Here is a 21,945-nt window from a genome sequence, read left to right on the forward strand (position 1 = left end):
CCCTAACGGTGTACCGGTTGTGCGGCGAGCGTGTCCACGGAACCGCCACAATCCCCCGCCGGGACGCGTCACCGCCTGACCGTCGCCGCTTCGACCGTCACCCCTTGACGGATCCGGCCAGCAGGCCGCGGACGAAGTACCGCTGGAGGCCGAAGAAGACCACCAGCGGGATCACGATCGACAGGAACGCCCCGGCGGTGAGCAGCTCCCAGCGCCCGCCGAAGGAGCCGGAGAGCTGCGCCAGCCGGACCGTCATCGGAGCCACCTCCGGGGTGCCGCCGGCGAAGGTCAGCGCCACCAGCAGGTCGTTCCAGACCCAGAGGAACTGGAAGATGGCGAACGAGGCCAGCGCCGGTGTGCAGAGCGGCAGCACGATCGACCGGAAGATCTTGAAGTGCGAGGCGCCGTCCACCACCGCGGCCTCCATCAGGTCGCGCGGCAGCTGGGCGATGAAGTTGTGCAGCAGGAAGATCGCCAGCGGCAGCGCGAACATGGTGTGCGCCAGCCAGACCGGCGCATACGTACCCTTCAGGTCCACCGCCGGGATCAGCGTCAGCGAGCCCAGGTGCGCGCCGCCGGAGAACAGCCGCAGCAGCGGGATCAGCGCCATCTGGATCGGCACCACCTGGAGCGCGAAGACCACGAAGAACACCGTGTCACTGCCCCGGAACCGCACCCAGGCCAGCCCGTACGCGGCCATCGCCGCCAGCACCAGCGGGAAGAGCGTCGCCGGGACGCTGATCGCCAGCGAGTTCACCAGGAACGGCATCAGGCCGGTGGAGACGCCGGAGCCGCCCTCGAACAGCACCGTGTGGTAGTTGGAGAGGCCGAGGTCGGGGTGGAGGAGGGCGTTCCACCAGCCGTCGGCGGTGACGTCCTGCTTGGGGCGCAGCGAGGTGACCAGCAGGCCGAGGGTGGGGATGGTCCAGAGCACGGTCACCGCGATCACGAAGACCGAGGCGAGCGGGCTGCTGAAGGCCTGCCGAACCGGGCCGCGACGGTCGCCCGCCGGCCGGCGCCCACCGGACCGACGGCTCCCACCCGACGGACGGCGCCCGCGCACCGGATCGAGCACGCTCATCGGACCCCACGCTCCTTCCGCAGCTGGACGATGTTGTAGGCCACCAGTGGCAGCACCGCGAGGAAGAGGATCACCGCGAGCGCGCTGCCCCGCCCGGTGTTGAACTGCACGAAGGACTGCGAGTACATCTCGTTGGCCAGCACCTGGGTGCCGAAGTTGCCACCCGTCATGGTGCGGACGATGTCGAAGGCCTTCAGCGTCGTGATCATGACGGTGGTGAGCACCACCACCACCGTGGTGCGGATCATCGGCACCGTGACGTACCAGAACAGCCGCACCCCGCCGGCGCCGTCCAGCCGGGCGGCCTCGGTGACCTCGTCCGGGATCGCCTTGATCGCGGCCGAGAGCACCACCATCGCGAAGCCGGTCTGCACCCAGACCATGACCGCCATCAGCAGGAAGGTGTTCAGCGGCTGGGAGAGCATCCAGTTCGGCGGGTGCTCCCAGCCCAGCGCGATGGCGAGCTGGCTGAGCAGGCCGATCTGGTGCTGAGAGGCGTCCCGGGACTCGTAGACGAACTTGAAGATGATCGAGGCGCCGACCAGCGAGATCGCCATCGGCATGAAGATCAGCGACTTGTAGACCGCCTGGCCGCGCATCCGGTCCACCAGCAGCGCCAGTACCAGGCCCAGGCCGGTCGCGGCCAGGGGCGCGACCACCAGCCAGAGCAGGGTGGTGACCAGGATCTTCTGCACCGAGTCGGTGGTGAACGCCCAGCCGAAGTTCTCGCCGCCGACGAACCGGCTGCTGTCGTCGTTGTACAGGCTCAGGTAGACGGTGCGGACCAGCGGGGCGACCAGGCCGACCAGCAGCAGCACCACCGCCGGGCCGAGGAAGACCGCGACGGCCAGCGGGCGGGCGATCCGGCCGGACGCCCGGCCGGCGGCCAGGAAGACCAGCAGCAGGATTCCGAGGAAGCCCGCGATCGCGCCGAAGCTGTTGCCGAACTTGACGGCCGCGTCACCCCAGGCACCGGCGGCCAGCGTGCCGTCCGCGAGCGCGGTGGCAGTCAGGGACATGGCTGCGCGTCCTTTCCCTGCCGCAGGCAGAGAGGAGGGGCGGGCGGTGCGGGCGGGTGGCCCCGCACCGCCCTCGACAGATGGTCCTCACGTGGCGCCCGGCGCGCCGCTACTGCGGCCAGGCCGCGTCGATGTCGGCGGCGGTCTTCTGGATGGACTGGCCCTCCGCGAACCAGGCGGTCAGCGACTTCCACTCCTGCCCGGCGCCGACCGCGGCCGGCATGAGGTCCGAACCGTCGAAGCGGAAGGTGGCCCCCGGGTCGGTCAGCGCGTCGGCGGAGAGCCGGTCGATCGGGTCGGTGTAGAGGCTCTTGTCCACGCCCTGGTTTGCGGAGACCCAGCCCGTCGCGGTCTTCACGCGGCTGCTCGCCCAGTCCGCGCTGGACAGGTAGTTCTGCACCGCCTGCACCTCGGGCCGGCTCGCGAACGCGGTCAGGAACTCGCCGCCGCCCTCGACCGGGTTGGCGACCTGCGGGTTCACCGCCGGCAGGTGGAAGGCGAAGATGTCGCCGTCCGGGCCCACGTTGGTGCCCTTGGGCCACTGCGCCTTGTAGAAGGACGCCTGCTGGAGCAGGAGGCACTTGCCGGTGAGGATCGGCGCGCCCGCGTCCTGGAAGGTCGTGGTGGCGATCGACTTCACGTCGCCGTAGCCCCCGTTGACCCAGGCCGGGTACTGCATCCAGTCCCCGACGGTCTTCATCGCCGTGGTGATCTTCTCGTCGGAGAACTTCACCTTGTGGCTCACCCACTGGTCGTACACGTCGCCGCCGTACGAGCCCAGCACCACTTCCTCCAGCCAGTCGGTGGCCGGCCAGCCGGTGGCCGTCCCGGAGGCGATGCCGCCGCACCACGGCTTGCCGCCGCCGGCCTTGGCGATCCGGTCGCTGAGCGCCATCAGGTCGGCCCAGGTCTTCGGGACCTCGTAGCCGGCCTGCTTGAAGGTCTTCGGCGAGTACCAGACCAGGGACTTCATGTTGGCGCTCATCGGCGCCGCGTAGAAGGTGCCGTTCACCGAGCCGTAGGTCTTCCAGACCGGGCTCCACTTCTCCTGGTTGGCGACCGTCTGCGCGGGCGGCTTCACCACCTTGCCGCTCTTCGCCATCTGCGCCAGCAGCCCGGGCTGCGGGATGATCGCGAAGTCGGGGGCGTTGCCGCCGGTCACCCGGACCGGCAGCTGGGACTCGAAGTCGTTCGAGCCCTCGTAGCTGATCTTGATGCCGGTACAGGAGCTGAACTCGGACCAGGACTTCTCCAGGTTGTCCGACTCCGGGCTGAGGATCGACGCGAAGACCGTCACCGTGGTGCCCGAATGCCCCGCGTACGGCTGGTACTTGGCACAGTCACCGGCCAGGGCCTGCCCCCCGCCGCCCGAACCGCCCCCCGAGCTGCTCGAACTGTTGGAGCAGGCCGCGGTCAGCGCCAGTGCCGCCAGCAGGGCGGGTACGGCGACCAGACGACGGGAACGGGTGGAGGGCGTACACGTGGACGGCACGGTCGGGGTGGGGGTCAATGCGGTCCTCCTCGCCAGGGCGCAGAGCGCCGGCAGTACGACAGAACGACATTGCGCTGTACCGGAGATCGACATGGACGCGGCGGCGGCCGGTTTGACGACGTTAACGCAGCGGCCACCCCTCGCCAAGGTCCGCGTTCGACCTTCATCCACTCATCGCCCAAGTTGTGACCCGGGCACGTGCCCCGCCCGCACCCGAGACCCGGGGCCGTGCCCCGCCCGAACGCCGCACGGCCCCGCCCGGGCCTGACGGGCCGGACGGGGCCGTGCGACGACCTGCCGTCAGCGGAGCCGGACGGGCAGCTCCCGCAGCGAGTTGACCACCAGCGACGGGCTCGGCCGCAGCTCCTCGTCCCCCACCGCCAGCGCCAGCTCCGGGAACCGCTCGAACAGTGCCGGCAGCGCGACCCCCGCCTCCAGCCGGGCCAGCGGCGACCCGGGGCAGACATGCGGGCCGTGGCCGAACGAGAGGTGGCGGATCGGGTCCCGGGTGATGTCGAACAGCTCGGCGGTCATGCCGTGCTGCGCCGGGTCGCGGCCGATCGCGTTGTACGAGATCAGCACCGGCTCGCCCTCGGGGATCACCACCTCGCCCACCTCGACGTCCCCGGTGGTGAACCGGAAGAGGAAGTTGCTGGTCGGCGGCGTCCAGCGGAGCGACTCCTCGACCACCGCGTCCCACCCGACCTTGCCCGAGCGCACCAGCTCCAGCTGGTCCGGGTGGGCCAGCAACGCCCGGACGGCGTTGCCGATCAGGTTCACGGTGGTCTCGTGGCCCGCCGCGATGATCACCCGCAGGGTGGCCGCCGCCTCCGCGTCGCTCAGCGCGCCGCCCTCGGTGTCCGCCGCCAGCAGCACGCTGGCCAGGTCGTCGCCGGGCGCCGAACGACGCTGCGCCACCAGGTCGTTGACGAAGGCGTTCAGCCCGGCGATGGTCGCCTGGATGCCCTCGGGGTTGGGCCGGATGCCGAAGAACCGCTCGTACAGGTCGCGCAGGTGGCCGTGGTCGGACTCCGGCACGCCGAGCAGCGAGCAGATCACCGTCATCGGCAGCGGGAAGGCGAACGCGGTCTTGAGGTCCACCTCCCGCTCCCCCGCCGCCAGCGCGTCCAGCAGCCCGAGGGTGATCTCCTCCACCCGCGGGCGCATCAGCTCCACCCGGCGCGGCGTGAACGCCTGGGCCACCAGCGCCCGCAGCCGCCGGTGCTCGGCGCCGTCGGTGGTCACCATGCTCGGGCCGGGCACCGCCAGGCCGATCAGCGGCCACGTCTTCGGCACGTCGCCGCGCTGGTAGGCCGCCCAGTGCGAGGCGTCCTTCACCAGCCGGGCGTCGGTCAGCAGGTCCCGCGCGGCCGCGTGCTGCGTCACCGCCCAGGCGGCGACCCCGCCGGGCAGCTCCACCGCCACCGCCGGGCCGGCGGCGCGCAGCAGCGCACCCTCGGCGGCGTTGTCGCGCGCCAGCGGATCGAGGGCTATCGGGGCGGTCATCGGCACAACTCTCCTTGAGGTCCTGGTTCTTGCAACAGCCGAACAGCCGGCCGGCTCAGGCGTGGTAACCCGCGGTGAACGACACCGGCAGCGCCACCAGCCCGCGCACCCAGGCCGACGGGCGCCAGACCAGCGCGTGCTCGGCCACCGCCAGCCGCAGGTCCGGCAGCCGGTCCAGCAGCACCTCGATCGCGGTGGTGGCGATCACCTCGGCCGCCTCCTGCGCCGGGAACGGGCAGCCGTGCTCGCCGTACGAGTAGCTCATGTGCGCCCGGTTGCCCTCGGCCGGGCTGCCGTCGGGCTGACGCACCGACGGGTCCGCGTTCGCGCCCGCGAAGCCGAGCAGCACCATGTCCCCGGCGGCGATCCGCTGCCCGGCGAGCTGGGTGTCCCGGGTCGCCCAGCGGCCGGCGAAGATCTGCGTCGGGGTGTCCTCCCAGAGCGCCTCGTTCAGCGCCTGGCTGATGCTGCGCCGGCCGCCGGAGAGCGAGGCGGCGAACCGCTCGTCGGTGAGCATCAGCCGCAGCGCGTTGGAGATCCAGTACGAACTGGGCTGGTGCCCGGCGATCAGGATCACCCGCAGGTCACGCATGATCTCGTCGTGCGACAGGCCCGCGTCGTGCTGGAGCATCGCGGTGGCGATGTCGTTGCCGGGGTGCTCGGCCTTCTCCTCGACCAGCTGCAGCATCACACCGAGCAGCCGCTGCGCGCCGGCGGGCGCGTCCGGGCCGCCGTCCAGCATCGTCAGCAGGCCGTCGATCAGGACCGGCGCCTGCTCCTCGTTCAGCCCGAACAGCCGGCAGAGCACCAGCAGCGGCATCCGGTGGGCGTACTCGGCGACCAGGTCGGCCTCGCCGCGCCCGGCGAACTCGTCGATCAGCCGGTCGGCGACCTCCTCCGCGTGCTTGCGCAGCTCGTACGGGTCGACGGCGGCCAGCGCGTCGGTGACCGCCCGGGAACGGCGGACGTGCTCCTCGCCCTCGGCGTACAGGATCGACGGCACCGGGGCCATCATCGGCTTGAGCGGCCAGTTCTCGGGGATGGTCTCCCAGGCGTTCCAGCGGCTGGAGTCGCGGCCGAACAGCTGCGGCTGGCCGGTCACCAGCTGGAGCTCGCGGTAGCCGATCACCAGCCAGGCCGGGACGCCTCCGGCCAGCTCCACCGGGGCGACGGGGCCGTGGGCGGCCCGCAGCTCGCGGTAGAGCTGCCCCGGGTCGGTCTGGAAGCGCGGCCCGTACAGCGGGGTGGCGCCGGCGTGCGCCGGGCAGCCCGGCGGCGGGGTGGCGGCGGGCTCGGTCACGGCGTGCTCTCCTCGTACAGGGACGGGTCGGTGATGCCTTCTGTTGCGAGCAGGGCGGCGTCGGCCCCGACGCGGGCGGCCGCTTCGACCCGGGCGGCCAGGTGCCGGACCAGCTCGATCAGCACCTGCTTGCTCGACTCCCGGTCGCGCGCGTCGCAGTCCACCAGGGGGACGTCCGCGGGCAGGTCGAGCGCCTCGCGGACCTGCTCCAGCGTGTGGGTCGGCTCACCGAAGTTGTTCCGGGCCACGATGAACGGCGTGCCGTGGTGTTCCAGCCGGTCGATGGCGTACCAGGACTCCTCCAGCCGCCGGGTGTCCACCAGGACGACCGCGCCGAGGGCGCCGCTGAACAGCCGGTCCCAGAGGAACCAGAAACGTTCCTGCCCGGGCGCGCCGAACAGGTACAGCACCTGGCTGGCGGAGAGCGTGATCCGGCCGAAGTCGAACGCGACCGTGGTGGAGCGCTTGCCCCAGGCGCCCGAGGGGTCGTCGATCCCCTCGCCCGCCTTGGTCATGGTCTCCTCGGTGTTCAGCGGACGGATCTCGCTGACCGCGCCGACGAGCGTGGTCTTGCCCACGCCGAAGCCGCCGACCACGACGATCTTCAGCGCGTTGTCGGCGGTGCCGCGCAGCGGGGTGCGCCGGGCCGCCGGTGCCTCAGAGCCGTTGGAGTCCATGCAGCACCTGCTTCAGCGTGTCGAGATCGGGCAGCCGGGCCTTGTTGGGGGCGAACCGGGGGTGGCGGGCGGTGATCGCCCCGGTCTCCAGCAGGTCGCCGAGGAGGATCTTCACCACCGAGACCGGCAGCGCCAGCTCGGCGGACACCTCCACGACGGCGGTCGGGGCCTCGCACATCCGCAGGATGCGGACGTGCTCCGACTGCATGCCCGGTGCCGGCTCCCGCTCGGCGACGATCAGGGTGACCAGGTCGAAGGCGTTCTCCGGGGACCGGCTGCGGCCCCGGGTGATGGTGTAGAGGCGGTCCGGGTCGTCGTCACGGCCCGGCATGACCGGCCGGCCGGTCATGCCGGGGCGCTCTCTCGGGCCGGGTCCGCCGTGCCCGCGAGGTCCTCGCGGGCCGGGGCACTGAGGTGGACGCCGATCTGCTCGATCAGGCCGTGCATGTTGTGGCCGACCACGCCCACGTCCGCGTCGTCGTCGGTCACCACCGCGAGGTGGGCACCCTCGCCGGCCGCCACGATGCACAGGATGCCACCGTGGAACTCGGTCATCGACTGCCGGACGCCGCCGCTGCCGTCGCCGAACTCGATCGAGGCGCCGTGCGCCAGGCTCTGCATCCCGGAGGCGATCGCCGCCAGCTGGTCCGCCTGGTCGGCGTCGAGACCGGCGGTGTGGCAGAGCTTCAGGCCGTCGGCGGAGAGCACCAGGGCGTGCCGGGTGCCGGGGGTGGCCGTCAGCAGGTTTTCCAACAGCCAGTCGAGATCACGATCGGTGGCGCTGCTCATCAGGAGTCCTTCTCGGTGACGGGGGAAGCGTCGGGCGTGGTGTCCGTGGTCGGTTCGCCACCGCTCCTGGCCTGCTGCGAGGCGCGGCGGAAGGCACCGAACCGGGCGGCGGCGCTCGCCGCGTCGCCGCGGGCGGGCCTGGCGGCGGGGGCCGCCGGGGCGGCCGTGGCGAGCGTCTGCCCGCGGCGGCGCTGCGGCAGGCCGCTGTCGGTGACCGGCGCGGGCGCGTCGGCCCGGGTGGCCGGGACGGAAGCCGCCGGAGCAGCCGGTACGGCGGGCAGGGGGCGCGCAGGTGCGATGGCGGGCGGGAGGGCCGGGGTGAGTGCGGGGCGCGCGGGAGCCTGCGCGGCCGGGCGATCCGGTACGGGCGCCGGGGCGGGCTCCGGCGCGGGGTGCGTCACCAGCTGCTGCGGGATCAGCATCACCACCCCGGTGCCGCCGCGCGCCGACGGCCGGAACGAGATCTGCAGCCCGTGCTTGCGGGCCAGCGTGCCGACCACCGCAAGGCCGAGCCGGGTGCCCGCCGACAGCGTGGTGAGGTCCAGCGGCTCGGCGGAGACGGCCCGTTCGGCCCGGCGCAGCCAACTGTCGCCCAGCCCGAGGCCGCTGTCCTCGACGGTGACCGCCAGCCCGGCCGGCACCTCCTCGACGTAGACGTGCACCTCGGCCGGCGGGGCGGAGAAGTTGGTGGCGTTGTCGAGCAGTTCGGCGAGCGCGTGCATCACGCCCTCGGCGGCGAACCCGGCCACGGCGGCGGTACTGGCGTTGTGCAGCCGGACCCGCTGGTACGCGCCGATCCGGCCGAGCGCGCCGCGCAGCACCGACTCCACGGCGATCGGCTTGGCCCAGCGCCTTCCCGAACGGGCGCCGGTGAGTACGGCGATGCCGTCGGCCATGCGGCCCGCCTGCGCGGTGGAGTGGTCCAGCCGCAGCAGGTCGCCGAGGACCTCCTCGTCGTGCCGGTGCTGCATCTCCCGCAGCTCGGCGTGCATGCTCGTGGCCAGCGCCTGGACCCGCCCGGCGGCGGTCGCGCAGACCGCGAGGGCGGCGGCCCGCAGTCGCTCGCCCCGGCCGACCTCCTCGGCGACGGCCCGCAGCAGCGCGTACTGGGGATGCTTGCGGTGCGTGGCCAGCGCGCTGTCGACGGAGGCGCCGTCGCGGAGCCTCTTCACCACCTCGGGCAACACCTCGTCGGCCAGCCGGTCCAGCCGGTCGCGGTCGGCCCGCTCCGCCTCGGCCTCGGCCCGCGCCCGGGCCAGTTCGGTCTGCGCGGCGGCGACGTCGGCCCGGGCCTGTGCCAGCTCGGCGCGGGCGGCGTCGCACTCGGCCTGAGCGGCGGCGGCCCGCTGCCGGGCCGCCGTCTCCGCCTGCTTGGCCGCACCGGCCACGACCAGAGCCGTCATGGCCTCGTCGTCCTTCCCGGCGAGCGCGGCGCCGAGCCGGTGGCCGCGTTCGGTGGCGGACGCCGCCACCCCGACGACGATCAGCCAGAGCACGGCGACCGCGCCGACCGCCACGGCGGTCAGCGGCTGGTGGGCCGCCGCCGCCCGGCCGATCGCGATCGGGGTGACGACCAGCGCGAGCAGGACCGCCGCCGCCGTCAGGGCCACGGTGCGAGCGGCGGGTCGTCGGCGCGGGCCGCCGTCGGGGCTGGTGCGTTCTCTCATCGGTGCGGTCCTCGGCAGCGGCGGCGGGCGTCGACGGGCTGACGCCGACAGCGGGGCTAGGCGAATGCGCGACCGCCCGGCCGACGTGATGAAACGTCTCCGGGCGGTTGATCGGTTCACGCAGTCGGCCGATCATATCCATTCAGCTGTTGTCCTCAACTGGCAAGTTGACGGACAGTCTCGTTCGTTCACGCTTCGTGCACCGATCCGAGGCGAGCCCGCCGCAACTCCGTCAGCCGAGCGTCGCCTCCACCGCCCGCCGGACGGCGTTCACATCCAGCCCGTGGTCGGCGATCACCCTGACCCCGAGACCCTCGCCCTCCCGGAGCACCCCCAGCAGCAGGTGCCCGACCGCGATCTCACCGGACTTCAGCCGGATCGACTCGCGCAGGGACAGCTCCAGCACCTTCCTCGCCCGCGCCGTGAACGGACTCCGCCGCGCCTTCGGCTCGGACCGGAACCAGGCCCGCCGCCGCACCTCCGATCCCTCGCCCGGATCGTCCAGCGCCCCCTCCCCGAACACCGCCTCCACCGCCTCCCGGACGGCCTCCAGGTCCACCCCGATCGCCGCCAGCGCCTGGGCGTCCTCCCCCGCCCCCAGCAGCCGCAACACCGCCTGCCTGGCCGTCTCGTGGTCCAGGCCCGAGCCCACCAGCACCACGACGGCCGGGTCGTCCGGCTCCGCCAGCAGCGACAGCAGCAGGTGCTCCGTCCCGACGTACCCGTGCCGCAGCCCGGCCGCCTCCTGCTGCGCCCGCAGCACCACCTGCCGCGCACGGTCGGTGAAACGCTCGAACATCACTCAGCCTCCGTCCTTTTCTCCACCGGGCCCACGCCGGGCGTACTTCTTGTGCACCGCCTGGCGGCTCACCCCGAGACAGACCGCGATGTCCTGCCAGGACCAGCCCTGCTGCCGGGCGTTCCCGACCTGCAACCCCTCCAGCCGGTCCGCCAGGTCACGCAACGCCCGCACCGCCCGGAGCCCCACCGCCGGATCACGGCTGCTCGCCGCCGCCGCGAGTTCTCTGCTCTCGCTCATACTGTCAACCTAGGTTGACACTCGCGCCGCGTCAACCCTGGTTGACATCTGGGCGCAGCGCCTCCTCGAAGGCCCGTCGCCCGTCCGCATGCTCCGGCGTGAGGTTCCCTCCCGCCCGCAGCGCCCGGACCACCGAACCCGGCAGTCGCAGCGGCAGCAGCAGCCGGCGCTTGCCCGCCGCCGCCAGATACACCTGCGCCAGCTCCCGGTACGTCCGCACCCGTGGCCCGCCCAGATCCGGCGCGTACCCCGCCGGCTCCTCCCCCGCCAGCCCGGCCACCCGCGCGGCCACCTCCCGCACCTCCACCGGCTGGATCCGCACCCCGCTCACCACCGGGAAGACCGGCAGCTTCGCCGACAACCGGAACACCTTGACCAGCAGGTCGTGGAACTGCGTCGCCCGCAGCACCGTCCACCCCACCCCCGACTCCCGCACCAGCTGCTCGGCCGCGTACTTCGTCCGGTAGTACGGGAGCGGCACCCGGTCCACGCCCACGATCGACACATAGACGACGTGCCGCACCCCGGCTGCCTTCGCCGCGTCCAGCAGCATCCCGACCGCCACCAGGTCCTTGCTGCCGATGGTGGTGGCACAGTCGACCACCACCTCGACCCCCGCCACCGCCTCGGCCACCCCGGCCCCGGTCAGCAGGTCCCCCACCACCCACGCGACCCCGCCACCGCTGCGCTCCCGCCGGCTCAGCCCCCGCACCGAGAAGCCCCGTTCGACCAGCAGCCGCACCACCTCCCGCCCCAGCGTCCCCGTCGCCCCGGTCACCAGCACTGTCCCGGCCATCGCCGTCCCCGTCCTCTCGTCACGGTCATCTGCCGTACGAGACCGAGCAGCCCTCCGATTTGTGACATCGGCAGGTCCCCGGGCACGAAAACGCCCGGAGAACGACGAAGAGGCGGGGCGAGGACACGAAGTCCTCGCCCCGCCTCAGCGGTGGATCACCGCTCGCGGGTCAGCGGTCAGCTGCAGCCGCTGGTGGAGCCGCAGCCCTCGCAGAGGTAGCAGCTGCCGGCGCGGCGCATCTTGGTGCCGCAGGAGAAGCAGAGCGGCGCGTCGGCGTTGAGGCCGAGCTGGATCTCCATCAGCTCCGTCGAGTTGTGGGCCTGGGCCGGAGTGGCCTTGGGGGCCTTGGGGGCCTCGACCGCCGGGGCGGGCTTGGCCACCGGGGCCGCCGGGGTGACCGGGGCGGACTGGGCGAGCGTCTCGGTGTCCAGCTCCTCGGCGTCCAGCGGCTCGTAGGAGCCGGTCTCCAGGTGGCGCTGGCGCTCCTCGACGGAGTGGATGCCGAGCGCGGAGCGGGTCTCGAAGGGCAGGAAGTCCAGCGCCAGGCGACGGAAGATGTAGTCGACGATCGACTGGGCCATCCGCACGTCCGGGTCGTCGGTCAGTCCGGCCGGCTCGAAGCGCATGTTGGTGAACTTCGAGACGTAGGTCTCCAGCGGCACGCCGTACTGGAGGCCGACCGAGACGGCGATGGAGAAGGCGTCCATCATGCCGGCGAGGGTCGAGCCCTGCTTGGACATCTTCAGGAAGACCTCGCCGAGGCCGTCGTCCGGGTAGGAGTTGGCGGTCATGTAGCCCTCGGCGCCACCGACCGTGAAGGAGGTGGTGATGCCCGGGCGGCCCTTGGGGAGGCGCTTGCGGACGGGGCGGTACTCGACGACCTTCTCGACGACGGACGCGCTCTCGGAGGCCTTGACCTCGTCGCTGTCCTTCTTCTTGGCCGAGAGCGGCTGGCCGACCTTGCAGTTGTCGCGGTAGATGGCGAGCGCCTTGACGCCCATCTTCCACGCCTCGAAGTAGATCTCCTCGATCTCCTCGACGGTCGCGGACTCCGGCATGTTCACCGTCTTGGAGATGGCACCGGAGATCCAGGGCTGGATCGCGGCCATCATCCGCACGTGGCCCATGGCCGAGATGACCCGCTCGCCCATCGCGCAGTCGAAGACCTCGTAGTGCTCGGTCTTCAGGCCGGGCGCGTCCACCACGTTGCCGTGCTCGGCGATGTGGGCGACGACCGCCTCGATCTGCTCGCCCTGGTAGCCGAGGCGCTTGAGGGCGCGCGGGACGGTGCCGTTGACGATCTGCATCGAGCCGCCGCCGACGAGCTTCTTGAACTTGACCAGGGCGAGGTCGGGCTCGACGCCGGTGGTGTCGCAGTCCATCATCAGGCCGATGGTGCCGGTCGGGGCGAGCACCGACGCCTGGGCGTTGCGGAAGCCGTTCTGCGCGCCGATGCGCAGCACGTCCTGCCAGGTCTCGGTGGCGGCGGCCCAGACCGGGGCGTCCAGGTCGTCGACCGAGACGGCGGCGACCGAGGCGTCCGCGTGCTGCTTCATGACCCGCCGGTGCGGGGCGGCGTTGCGGGCGTAGCCGTCGTACGGGCCCACCACGCCTGCGAGTTCGGCGCCGCGGCGGTAGGCGGTGCCGGTCATCAGGGAGGTGATGGCGCCGGCCAGGGCGCGGCCGCCCTCGCTGTCGTAGGCGTGGCCGGTGGCCATCAGCAGGGCGCCGAGGTTGGCATAGCCGATGCCGAGCTGGCGGTAGGCGCGGGTGGTCTCGCCGATCTTCTCGGTGGGGAAGTCGGCGAAGCAGATGGAGATGTCCATCGCGGTGATGACGAGCTCGACGACCTTGGCGAAGGTCGTGGCGTCGAACGAGTCGTCGTCGCGCAGGAACTTCATCAGGTTGAGCGAGGCGAGGTTGCAGCTGGAGTTGTCCAGGTGCATGTACTCGGAGCAGGGGTTGGAGGCGTTGATGCGTCCGGACTCCGGGCAGGTGTGCCAGTGGTTGATGGTGGAGTCGTACTGGATGCCGGGGTCGGCGCAGGCCCAGGCGGCCTCCGCCATCTTGCGGAAGAGCTTCTTCGCGTCGACGGTCTCGATGACCTCGCCGGTCATGCGGGCGCGCAGGCCGAATTCGGTGCCGTTCTCGACGGCGGTCATGAATTCGTCGTTGACCCGGACCGAGTTGTTGGCGTTCTGGTACTGGACGGAGGCGATGTCGTCCCCGCCGAGGTCCATGTCGAAGCCCGCGTCGCGCAGGGCGCGGATCTTCTCCTCCTCCTTCACCTTGGTCTCGATGAAGGCCTCGACGTCGGGGTGGTCGACGTCGAGGACGACCATCTTGGCCGCGCGGCGGGTGGCGCCGCCGGACTTGATGGTGCCGGCGGAGGCGTCGGCGCCGCGCATGAAGGAGACCGGGCCGGAGGCGTTGCCGCCGGAGGAGAGCAGCTCCTTGGAGGAGCGGATCCGGGAGAGGTTGAGGCCGGCGCCGGAGCCGCCCTTGAAGATCATGCCCTCTTCCTTGTACCAGTCGAGGATCGACTCCATGGAGTCGTCGACGGCCAGGATGAAGCAGGCGCTGACCTGCTGGGGCTGCTTGGTGCCGACGTTGAACCAGACCGGCGAGTTGAAGCTGAACACCTGGTGGAGGAGGGCGTGGGTCAGCTCGTGCTCGAAGACCTCGGCGTCGCCGGGGGTGGCGAAGTAGCCGTTCTTCTCACCGGCGGCGCGGTAGGTGAGCACCACGCGGTCGATGATCTGCTTGAGGCTCCACTCGCGCTGCGGGGTGCCGACGGCGCCGCGGAAGTACTTGGACGTGACGATGTTGACGGCGTTGACCGACCAGAAGTCGGGGAACTCGACGCCGCGCTGCTCGAAGTTGATCGAGCCGTCGCGCCAGTTGGTCATGACGACGTCGCGGCGCTCCCAGCGGACCTCGTCATAGGGGTGGACGCCAGGGGTGGTGTAGATGCGCTCGATCCGCAGGCCGCCCTTGGGGGCCTTGCCGGCACCCTTCGTCATGGCCTTGTCGGACTTCGACCCGCGTGCGGAACCGCTCGTGGTGTCTGTCACTTCTCGCTCCTCCTCCTGGGCAAACGCCCAAAGTGCCCCGAAAAGTCCGGGCACCGCTGGTTCGCTCTTCCGGTGTGCGGACAGGCGACGACCTGCCTGTTTCCACACGGTCTGTGGTGTTCTGTGCACCGTTTCCGGGCACGCGTCGGCCCCGGAGGGGGCCGGTCTGGCGATCGGCCCCGGAGGGGGCCGGTCTGGCGATCGGCCCCGGAGGGGGCCGGTGTGCTGAGCCGGGCCTCCTAGGGCGCGGCGGCGGGGACGGGCACGCAGGTGCCGTCCGCCTCGGGGACGGGCCGTTCGGCGCGGATCTCCGCGATGGCGGCCTCGAAGTCTTCCAGTCCGTCGTACGCCTGGTACACGCTGGCGAAGCGCAGGTAGGCGACGACGTCGAGCTGCTTGAGCGGTCCGAGTATGGCCAGGCCCACGTCGTGGGTGGTGAGCTCGGACTTGCCGGTGGCCCGCACGCACTCCTCGACCTTCTGGCCGAGCTGGGCGAGGGCGTCCTCGGTGACCGGGCGGCCCTGGCAGGCCTTGCGGACTCCGGAGATGACCTTCTCCCGGGAGAACGGCTCGGTGACACCGCTGCGCTTGATGACCATGAGTGCGGCCGTCTCCACCGTGGTGAAGCGGCGGCCGCAATCCGGGCACTGCCGGCGGCGGCGGATCGAGCTGCCGTCTTCGGTGGTCCGGCTGTCGACGACGCGGCTGTCGGAGTGCCGGCAGAAGGGGCAGTGCACCTGAGGATCCCTCCCGGGCAGGACGTGCGGACTGGTCGAGTCTACGCGATGACGACCCGGCCTCGGCAAGCTGATCATGCACCGTGACCACTAGTACTGGGCACGATGAGGACTGTAGCCACTACATGTAGGCCTTCGGGGGAGGCAGTGCGGCGGGCGTGTCGATCCGGACGCGACGGTCCCGCCGGCGCGGAATAGACTGCCGGGGCCGACTTCGAGTCGAACATTTAATCGATGTACAACAAAGCCTTGATCGAGTCAGCCAACTCCCGAATAATTCACTCGAACGTGTGTTTGGCGCAACCTTTCGATAGGAGGTGCCGTTGGGCTGGAAAGGGAGAGGACAGCCGTCGAGAGGGGCCGCCGTGAACACGATCGAAAGCAACACCATCCCGGTGCAGGAACACTCCCAGCTCAAGGTGGGGCAGCGCACCACGAATCAGCAGAGTGTGGACGTCAGCATGGACCGTAGCGAAGAACACCGACTCTCCGGCGCGGCCATTTCCAGCACGAGCCGCGTTCCCGACCAGCCGATCGAGCATTCCCCCGTGCTGGACGACTCGCACCCCGCCCCCGCGCGCTCGATGCCGGGGCGCCCTCCCGGCATCCGCACCGACGAGGCCGGGCTGACGGAGCGCCAGCGCCGGGTGATCGAGGTCATCCGGGACTCCGTCCAGCGCCGCGGCTATCCGCCGTCCATGCGCGAGATCGGCCAGGCCGTCGGCCTGTCCAGCACCTCCTCCGTCGCCCATCAGCTGATGGCCCTGGAGCGCAAGGGGTTCCTCCGCCGCGATCCGCACCGCCCGCGCGCCTACGAGGTCCGCGGCGTCGAGGTGGCCCGCCCCAACACCGCCGAGACGGCCGGGCGCCCGTCCACCTCGTACGTGCCGCTGGTCGGCCGGATCGCCGCCGGCGGTCCGATCCTGGCCGAGCAGACGGTCGAGGACGTCTTCCCGCTGCCGCGCCAACTGGTCGGCGAGGGCGAGCTGTTCGCACTCACCGTGCGCGGCGACTCGATGATCGAGGCGGCCATCTGCGACGGCGACTGGGTGACCGTCCGCCGCCAGCCGGTCGCCGAGAACGGCGACATCGTGGCCGCGATGATCGACGGCGAGGCCACCGTCAAGCGCCTCAAGCGCGAGGACGGCCGGATCTGGCTGATGCCGCACAACCCGGCGTACGAGCCGATCAACGGCGACAACGCGACCATCCTGGGCAAGGTCGTCGCGGTCCTGCGCCGTCTCTGAGCGCCGCCACAGCACGCACCGGGAAGGGGCTCCACCGCAGAGTGCGGGGAGCCCCTCCGGCGTTCCCGGGCCCACGCGGGAGGCGTTCCCGAGCACGCTCCGACGGGCATTCCCGGGCCCACGGGACAGGTACTCCCGGGGCCGGGCTCAGAACGCCCGCTCAGCCCTTCCTCACCACCGGCCGGACCGGCGCCGCCGAGTCGTCGATCGCCGCCAGCGAGCGCCGCACCTGGTTGCGGTCGGTGGTGTACCAGAACTCCGGCATCGAGGACCGGAAGTACCCGCCGTACCGCTTGGTCTCCACCCGCGGGTCCAGCACCGCCACCACGCCCCGGTCGTCCGCGGCGCGCACGAGCCGGCCCGCGCCCTGCGCCATCAGCAGCGCCGCGTGGGTGGCCGCGACGGCCATGAAGCCGTTCCCGCCGCGCTGTTCGACATCCTTCTGCCGGGCACTCATCAGCGGGTCGTCCGGACGCGGGAACGGGATGCGGTCCATCACCACCAGCTGGCACGCCGAGCCGGGCACGTCCACGCCCTGCCAGAGCGAGAGGGTGCCGAACAGGCAGGTGGTGGCGTCCGACGCGAACTCCCGGATCAGCTCGCCCAGGGTGTCCTCGCCCTGGAGCAGGATCCGGTTGTCGAGCCGCCCGCGCATCGCCTCGGCGGCCGTCTGGGCGCCGCGCATCGAGGAGAACAGGCCCAGCGTCCGCCCGCCGGCCGCGCCGATCAGCTCGGCCAGCTCGTCCAGCATGTCGGGGCGCTCCGGGTCGCGGCCCGGGTCGGCCAGGTGCTTGGCGACGTAGAGGATGCCCTGCTTGGGGTACTTGAACGGCGAGCCGACGTCGATGCCCCGCCAGTGCGGCACCACGTCCTCGCCGAAACCGGGCTCCGGGGCGTCCCCCGGCCCGCGCACGTCGGGCAGCCGGGCCTCCGAGGGCAGGCCGACCGAGGCCGCGACGCCGTTGAAGTCCCCGCCGAGCTTGAGGGTGGCCGAGGTGAGCACCACCGAGCGCTCCTTGTACAGGCCCTCGCGCAGCAGCCCGGAGACGCTCAGCGGGGCGACCCGTAGCGAGGCGGTGCCCATCCCGAACCGGTCGCTGCGCTCGATCCAGACCACGTCGTACTCGGAGTCGGCGAGCAGCCGCTCGGCCGTCTCGTGCAGCGCCTCGGCGGAGGCCATCGCCTGCTTGCGCACCGCGTCCTCGTCGCTGAGCGACTTGTCCCTGGTCTCGCCGAGCGAGGTGATCACCTGCCGGCTGGCGTCCCGGATCGCGGTGACCGCGTACGCCAGGTACTCGGGCAGCTCCTCGACCCGGCCGGGCTGAGCCGTCTCCATCAGGCCGTGGTAGTTCTCCGCGGCGCCCTGGAGGGCGTCCACGGCCTTCTCGTCGGCGAGCCGCGCGGCCCGCTTCACCGCACGGTTGACCGCGCCGACGGTCAGCTCGGCGGTGGCCGCGCCGGTGACCCGGTTGACCAGCTCGTGCGCCTCGTCGACGATCAGCAGCCCGTGCTCGGGCAGCACCGGCGCGCCCTCGATGGCGTCGATCGCCAGCATCGCGTGGTTGGTCACCACGACGTCCGCCAGCTTGGCCCGCTCGCGCGCCTTCTCGGCGAAGCACTCCTGCCCGTAGGCGCACCGGGTGGCGCCCAGGCACTCCTTGGAGGTGACCGAGAGCTGGGCCCAGGCCTTGTCGGAGACGCCGGGGCTGAGGTCGTCCCGGTCACCGGTCTCGGTCTCGTCGGCCCAGTCGCGCAGCCGCAGCACGTCCTGCCCGAGCTTGCCGGTGGGGCCGCCGAGCGCGTCCACCGGGTCGAACAGGCCCTCGCCCTCCTCGCTCGGGGTGCCCTCGTTGGCCCGGTGCAGGCAGAGGTAGTTGGAGCGGCCCTTGAGCATCGCGAAGAGCGGGCGGCGGCGCAGCACCGGGTGCAGCGCCTCCACCGTGCGCGGCAAGTCCCGCTCGACCAGCTGGCGTTGGAGCGCCAGGGTGGCGGTGGCGACCACCACGCGGTCCCCGTGGGCGAGGGCCGGCACCAGGTAGGCCAGGGACTTCCCGGTGCCGGTGCCGGCCTGCACCAGCAGGTGCTCGCCGTGGTCGACGGCGTCGGCGACGGCCTCGGCCATGCGGACCTGGCCGGGGCGCTCGACGCCGCCGACGGCCTCGACTGCGGCGTGCAGCAGCTCGGGGAGCTGGGCCCGCGGGACGGCGGCCTCGGCGGCGTCGGCAGCGGCCGAATCGGCGGCGGCGTCCTCGGCGGCGGCGGCGGGGAGCTGGGATTCGGAGTCGTTCGTCATGACCCTCCCACCCTACGGGGCAGGGGTGACAATCCGGTCCCGTCGGCCGGGCAGCCCGGCCGTCCCCTCGGGGGTGAGGGCATTCGGGACGGAGCCGTGCCTGGCCGCGTGCGGGCGGTGCGGGCGGTCCCGGTAGCCGTCGAGGAGCAGCCGGTTGCGGTTGAGGCAGAGCCGGTCGATCCGCGGCCGGAACAGGTCGAAGAGGGCGAACCGCTCCTTCAGCTCGGGGAAGCGCTCCTGGTACCGGAGGATCTCGGCCCGCAGCAGCGCCCAGAACTCCGTCTCGGGCAGGCCGGTCTGCGCCTCCAGCAGCGGGGCGAGGTAGCGGAAGACGCCGATGAAGAGGCCGGAGTGGAGGAACTGGCAGAGGCCCTGAGGGTCCTCACGCAGCAGCACCCCGGCCACCTCGGCGGGCAGCCCGCGCAGCTCGGGGAGGTCCTGGTCGCTGAGGTTGACGTCGTCGACGAAGTCCTTGACCGCGAGGCGCACGGGGGCGTCGGAGGAGTCGAAGACCAGGATGGCGTTCTCGCCGTGCGGGGAGAAGACCAGGCCGTACCGGTAGAGGAAGTGCAGCAGCGGCGGCAGCATGGCGGCGAACAGCCGGGCCGTCCAGGCGGCCGGGGCGAGCCCCGAGCGGGTGATCAGCTCGGCGGCCAGCGCCCGGCCGTCGGCGCCGGTCTGCAGCAGCGCGGCCAGGGTGCGGCCGCGCTCGCCGGCGTCCAGGGCTGGGCCGAGCGGTTCGCGCCAGATCGCGCCCAGCAGCTCCTTGTACTGGTAGGGCGCCTCGGGCAGCTCGCGGTAGAGCGGGTGGTCGACGGTGACGGAGGCGATCTCGCCGAGCAGCACCACCCGGCACTCGTCGCGCAGGAACGGGTCGGCCTGTCGGAGCCCGTGGATCCAGGCGGTGACGGCGGGCGCGGCCAGCGTGCGTTCGGTCGGGAGGCCGCGCCAGACCAGGGTGTTGAGGATGGCGAGCGGCAGCTTGACCGTGCAGCGTTCGGGGCGGCTCCGGTTGAAGAAGGAGCGGATGGACTGCTGGGGCAGCCGCAGGTCGCCGTCGGAGGGCAGCGGGACGATCTCGCCGGACGCGATCCACGGCGCGAACAGCGGGACGACGGTCTCGTCCCACTGCCAGGGGTGGACGGGCAGCAGCAGGTAGTCGTCGGCATCCAGGCCGAGGGCGCGCAGCCCGGCGCGCAGCGCGTCCGGGTCGTCGATCTCGCGGGCGTACAGCTGCCCGGGCTCGGTGAGGCCGGGGACGCCCCGGTACTGGGCGAGCCGGCGGTGGACGGCGATCCAGGGCAGTGGCAGCGGGGTGCGCGCCTCCGGGGCCCAGCGGGCGGCGTCGGAGGCGGAGAAGCCGATCCGGCCTTTGTTGGGGACGATCCAGGGGTGGCCGCCCTGCCGGCCCTCCAGCTCGGTGTGGCCGAGGTCGGCCAGTTCGGCGGCGGTGAGCGCGGTGGCGATCTGGTGGGCGTCGGAGATCAGGGTGGCGGTGAGCTCGCGGACGAGGTGGCCGGTGGTCTCGCCGTTCAGGCCGAGGCTGTGCCGGGCGTACGGGAGGAAGCGCAGCGGGTCGAGGCCGTCCGGCCGGGAGCAGCGCACCGAGTCCTCGGCCACCTGCCAGCTGCCGTAGGCGCCGCGGCGGGCGGTGAAGCGGTACTCGGCCTCGGGCAGGGGCAGCAGGTACGCGCCGCCGGCGGCGCCGGGGACCGGGGTGATCAGTTCCTCGTAGGCGAACTCGCCGAGCATCTTGGCCAGCAGCGCGCGGCCGGCCCGCCGCCAGTGCCCGGCGGTGAGCTGCGGGGGCAGGTACAGCGGCGGTTCAGCGGCCGGCGGTTGCGGCACGGGACAGCTCCTGGGGGCGAGGGACGGTGGTGGTGGGCGGGGTGGAGGCGGGGGCCGCCGGCTCCGGCGGGGCGAAGCCGGTCCACGCGGTACGGGCGGGCAGCCGGTGGACGGTCCGGCCGGTCACGGCGTTGAGGATCACCGCGGCGCGGTGGGCGCCGAGGCCGAGGTCGGGGGTGCCGACGCCGTGGGTGTGCAGTTCGGCGTTCTGTACGTACAGCCCGCCGGTGAGCTCCGGAAGGGTCGCGACCCGGTGGTCGAGGTCGACGCGGTAGCGCCCGGAGCCGTCCCAGTCGATCAGCTCGGCGAGCGGTTCCAGGGCGGCCGGGCGGGCGGCCCGGTAGCCGGTGGCGAGCACCACGGCGTCGGTGCGCAGGACGTACTCGGCGCCGGAGTCGGTGTGCCGGCAGCGGAGTTCGAGCCCGCCGCAGGGGCCGGGCCGGGCGTCGGTGACGGTGGTTCCGGGGGTGATCTCGACCGGGTCGGCGTCGATCGGGCGGCCGATGGTCCGCTCGTACAGGTGGTCGTGGATCTCGGCGAGGGTCTCGGCACTGGCGGCCTTGTGCAGCTGCCACTGGGCGTCGACCAGGCGGTCGCGGACCGGCTCGGGCAGGCCGTGGAAGTAGCGGGTGTAGTCGGGGGTGAAGTGCTCCAGGCCGAGTTTGGAGTACTCCATGGGGGCGAGGGCCCTGGTCCGGGTGAGCCAGCGCAGCCGGACGCCGTCGCCGGCGTGGCGCCGCAGCAGGTCGAGGAAGACCTCGGCGCCGGACTGCCCGCTGCCGACCACGGTGATGTCGCGGGCGCCGTCCAGGGCGGCGCGGCGGTCCAGGTAGTCGGCGGAGTGGAAGGCCCGCGGGTGGCCGGCCACACCGGCGAAGGCCTCGGGCAGGAGCGGCCGGGTGCCGACGCCGAGCACGAGGTTGCGGGCGTGCACCTCCTCGCGCCGGCCGGTGGCGGTGTCGAGCAGCTCGGCCCGGTAGCGGTCCCCCTCCCAGTGCAGGGCGGTGACGACGGTGGCGAACCGGCAGTTGGTGAGCCGCTCGGCGGCCCAGCGGCAGTAGTGGTCGTACTCCCGGCGGGGCAGCTGGAAGCGCTCGGCGAAGTAGAACGGGAAGAGCCGGTCCTGTTCGCGCAGGTAGTTGAGGAAGGACCAGCGGTTGGTCGGGTCGACCAGCGAGACCAGGTCGGCGAGGAAGGGCACCTGCATCCTGGCCCCGTCGACCAGCATCCCGGGGTGCCAGCGGAACTCCGGGCGCTGGTCGCAGAAGAGCGTGCGCAGGCCCGGGACGGGCTCGGCCAGCGCGGCGAGCGAGAGGTTGAACGGGCCGATGCCGACGCCGAAGAGGTCGTACGGCTCGGGCTGGGGTGGGGTGTCCATGG

General features: G+C 72.4%; 18 protein-coding genes and 1 pseudogene. 1 reads left to right on the forward strand and 18 read right to left on the reverse strand.

The annotated features are described in order from the left end of the window. Positions 1 to 97: 97 nt before the first annotated feature. From OG286_RS13540 to nrdR, 15 genes and pseudogenes are all read right to left on the reverse strand, one after another. Positions 98 to 1,081, reverse strand: coding sequence for a carbohydrate ABC transporter permease (locus OG286_RS13540; protein ID WP_396323774.1), 984 nt, complete (start codon positions 1,079 to 1,081; stop codon positions 98 to 100). Next, positions 1,078 to 2,100 carry a carbohydrate ABC transporter permease gene (locus tag OG286_RS13545; protein WP_396323775.1) on the reverse strand — a complete coding sequence of 341 codons (1,023 nt, stop codon included), beginning with the start codon at positions 2,098 to 2,100 and terminating at the stop codon, positions 1,078 to 1,080. The genes OG286_RS13540 and OG286_RS13545 overlap by 4 nt, the downstream gene beginning before the upstream one ends. A 109-nt stretch (positions 2,101 to 2,209) precedes the next feature. After that, positions 2,210 to 3,610, reverse strand: a complete 1,401-nt coding sequence (locus OG286_RS13550; RefSeq protein ID WP_405365292.1) for an ABC transporter substrate-binding protein — start codon at positions 3,608 to 3,610, stop codon at positions 2,210 to 2,212. A gap of 282 nt (positions 3,611 to 3,892) precedes the next feature. Beyond that, the gene (locus OG286_RS13555) at positions 3,893 to 5,098 is read right to left on the reverse strand and encodes a cytochrome P450 (protein WP_396323777.1); all 1,206 of its coding nucleotides are present in this window, start codon (positions 5,096 to 5,098) and stop codon (positions 3,893 to 3,895) included. Between the two features lie 55 nt (positions 5,099 to 5,153). Continuing rightward, positions 5,154 to 6,398, reverse strand: coding sequence for a cytochrome P450 (locus OG286_RS13560; RefSeq protein WP_396323778.1), 1,245 nt, complete (start codon positions 6,396 to 6,398; stop codon positions 5,154 to 5,156). Then, positions 6,395 to 7,075, reverse strand: a complete 681-nt coding sequence (locus tag OG286_RS13565) for a GTP-binding protein (RefSeq protein WP_396323779.1) — start codon at positions 7,073 to 7,075, stop codon at positions 6,395 to 6,397. The genes OG286_RS13560 and OG286_RS13565 overlap by 4 nt, the downstream gene beginning before the upstream one ends. After that, a complete protein-coding gene (locus OG286_RS13570) occupies positions 7,056 to 7,424 on the reverse strand; it encodes a DUF742 domain-containing protein (protein ID WP_396323780.1) in 369 nt (122 codons plus the stop codon). Before OG286_RS13570 ends, OG286_RS13565 begins: the two co-directional genes overlap by 20 nt. Continuing rightward, complete coding sequence (locus OG286_RS13575; RefSeq protein WP_396323781.1) at positions 7,421 to 7,864, reverse strand: roadblock/LC7 domain-containing protein; 444 nt, start codon at positions 7,862 to 7,864, stop codon at positions 7,421 to 7,423. The genes OG286_RS13570 and OG286_RS13575 overlap by 4 nt, the downstream gene beginning before the upstream one ends. Continuing rightward, positions 7,864 to 9,531 (reverse strand): sensor histidine kinase, encoded by a 1,668-nt coding sequence (locus OG286_RS13580; protein ID WP_396323782.1) that lies wholly within the window; start codon positions 9,529 to 9,531, stop codon positions 7,864 to 7,866. Before OG286_RS13580 ends, OG286_RS13575 begins: the two co-directional genes overlap by 1 nt. 232 nt (positions 9,532 to 9,763) lie before the next feature. Then, on the reverse strand, positions 9,764 to 10,063 hold the full coding sequence (locus tag OG286_RS13585) for a Clp protease N-terminal domain-containing protein (RefSeq protein WP_405366052.1): 300 nt from the start codon (positions 10,061 to 10,063) through the stop codon (positions 9,764 to 9,766). Beyond that, positions 10,040 to 10,330, reverse strand: a pseudogene (locus OG286_RS13590) (Clp protease N-terminal domain-containing protein); the annotation flags it as partial. The pseudogene OG286_RS13590 and the gene OG286_RS13585, both read right to left, overlap by 24 nt. A 3-nt stretch (positions 10,331 to 10,333) precedes the next feature. Then, entirely contained in the window at positions 10,334 to 10,570 is a 237-nt protein-coding gene (locus OG286_RS13595; RefSeq protein ID WP_396323784.1) for an RNA polymerase subunit sigma-70, read from the reverse strand. 31 nt (positions 10,571 to 10,601) lie between these two features. Continuing rightward, positions 10,602 to 11,366 carry an SDR family oxidoreductase gene (locus tag OG286_RS13600; protein ID WP_396323785.1) on the reverse strand — a complete coding sequence of 255 codons (765 nt, stop codon included), beginning with the start codon at positions 11,364 to 11,366 and terminating at the stop codon, positions 10,602 to 10,604. Positions 11,367 to 11,542: 176 nt separating this feature from the next. Then, the gene (locus OG286_RS13605; protein ID WP_405365296.1) at positions 11,543 to 14,440 is read right to left on the reverse strand and encodes a vitamin B12-dependent ribonucleotide reductase; all 2,898 of its coding nucleotides are present in this window, start codon (positions 14,438 to 14,440) and stop codon (positions 11,543 to 11,545) included. A 239-nt stretch (positions 14,441 to 14,679) separates the two neighbouring features. Further along, positions 14,680 to 15,177, reverse strand: coding sequence for a transcriptional regulator NrdR (gene nrdR, locus OG286_RS13610; RefSeq protein WP_396323787.1), 498 nt, complete (start codon positions 15,175 to 15,177; stop codon positions 14,680 to 14,682). A 584-nt stretch (positions 15,178 to 15,761) separates the two neighbouring features. Here nrdR and lexA point away from each other — a divergent pair. Then, the gene (gene lexA, locus OG286_RS13615; protein ID WP_224281048.1) at positions 15,762 to 16,424 is read left to right on the forward strand and encodes a transcriptional repressor LexA; all 663 of its coding nucleotides are present in this window, start codon (positions 15,762 to 15,764) and stop codon (positions 16,422 to 16,424) included. A gap of 160 nt (positions 16,425 to 16,584) precedes the next feature. Here lexA and OG286_RS13620 read toward each other — a convergent pair whose 3' ends face one another. The 3 genes from OG286_RS13620 to OG286_RS13630 are packed head-to-tail and all read right to left on the reverse strand — an operon-like array spanning position 16,585 to position 21,943. After that, positions 16,585 to 18,717 carry an ATP-dependent DNA helicase gene (locus OG286_RS13620; protein WP_396323788.1) on the reverse strand — a complete coding sequence of 711 codons (2,133 nt, stop codon included), beginning with the start codon at positions 18,715 to 18,717 and terminating at the stop codon, positions 16,585 to 16,587. Between the two features lie 12 nt (positions 18,718 to 18,729). Further along, on the reverse strand, positions 18,730 to 20,565 hold the full coding sequence (locus tag OG286_RS13625; protein WP_396323789.1) for an IucA/IucC family protein: 1,836 nt from the start codon (positions 20,563 to 20,565) through the stop codon (positions 18,730 to 18,732). Beyond that, the gene (locus tag OG286_RS13630) at positions 20,543 to 21,943 is read right to left on the reverse strand and encodes a lysine N(6)-hydroxylase/L-ornithine N(5)-oxygenase family protein (protein ID WP_396323790.1); all 1,401 of its coding nucleotides are present in this window, start codon (positions 21,941 to 21,943) and stop codon (positions 20,543 to 20,545) included. Before OG286_RS13630 ends, OG286_RS13625 begins: the two co-directional genes overlap by 23 nt. Positions 21,944 to 21,945 lie beyond the last annotated feature (2 nt).

The sequence above is a fragment of the Kitasatospora sp. NBC_00039 genome, from assembly GCF_045160625.1.
GTDB lineage: Bacteria > Actinomycetota > Actinomycetes > Streptomycetales > Streptomycetaceae > Kitasatospora.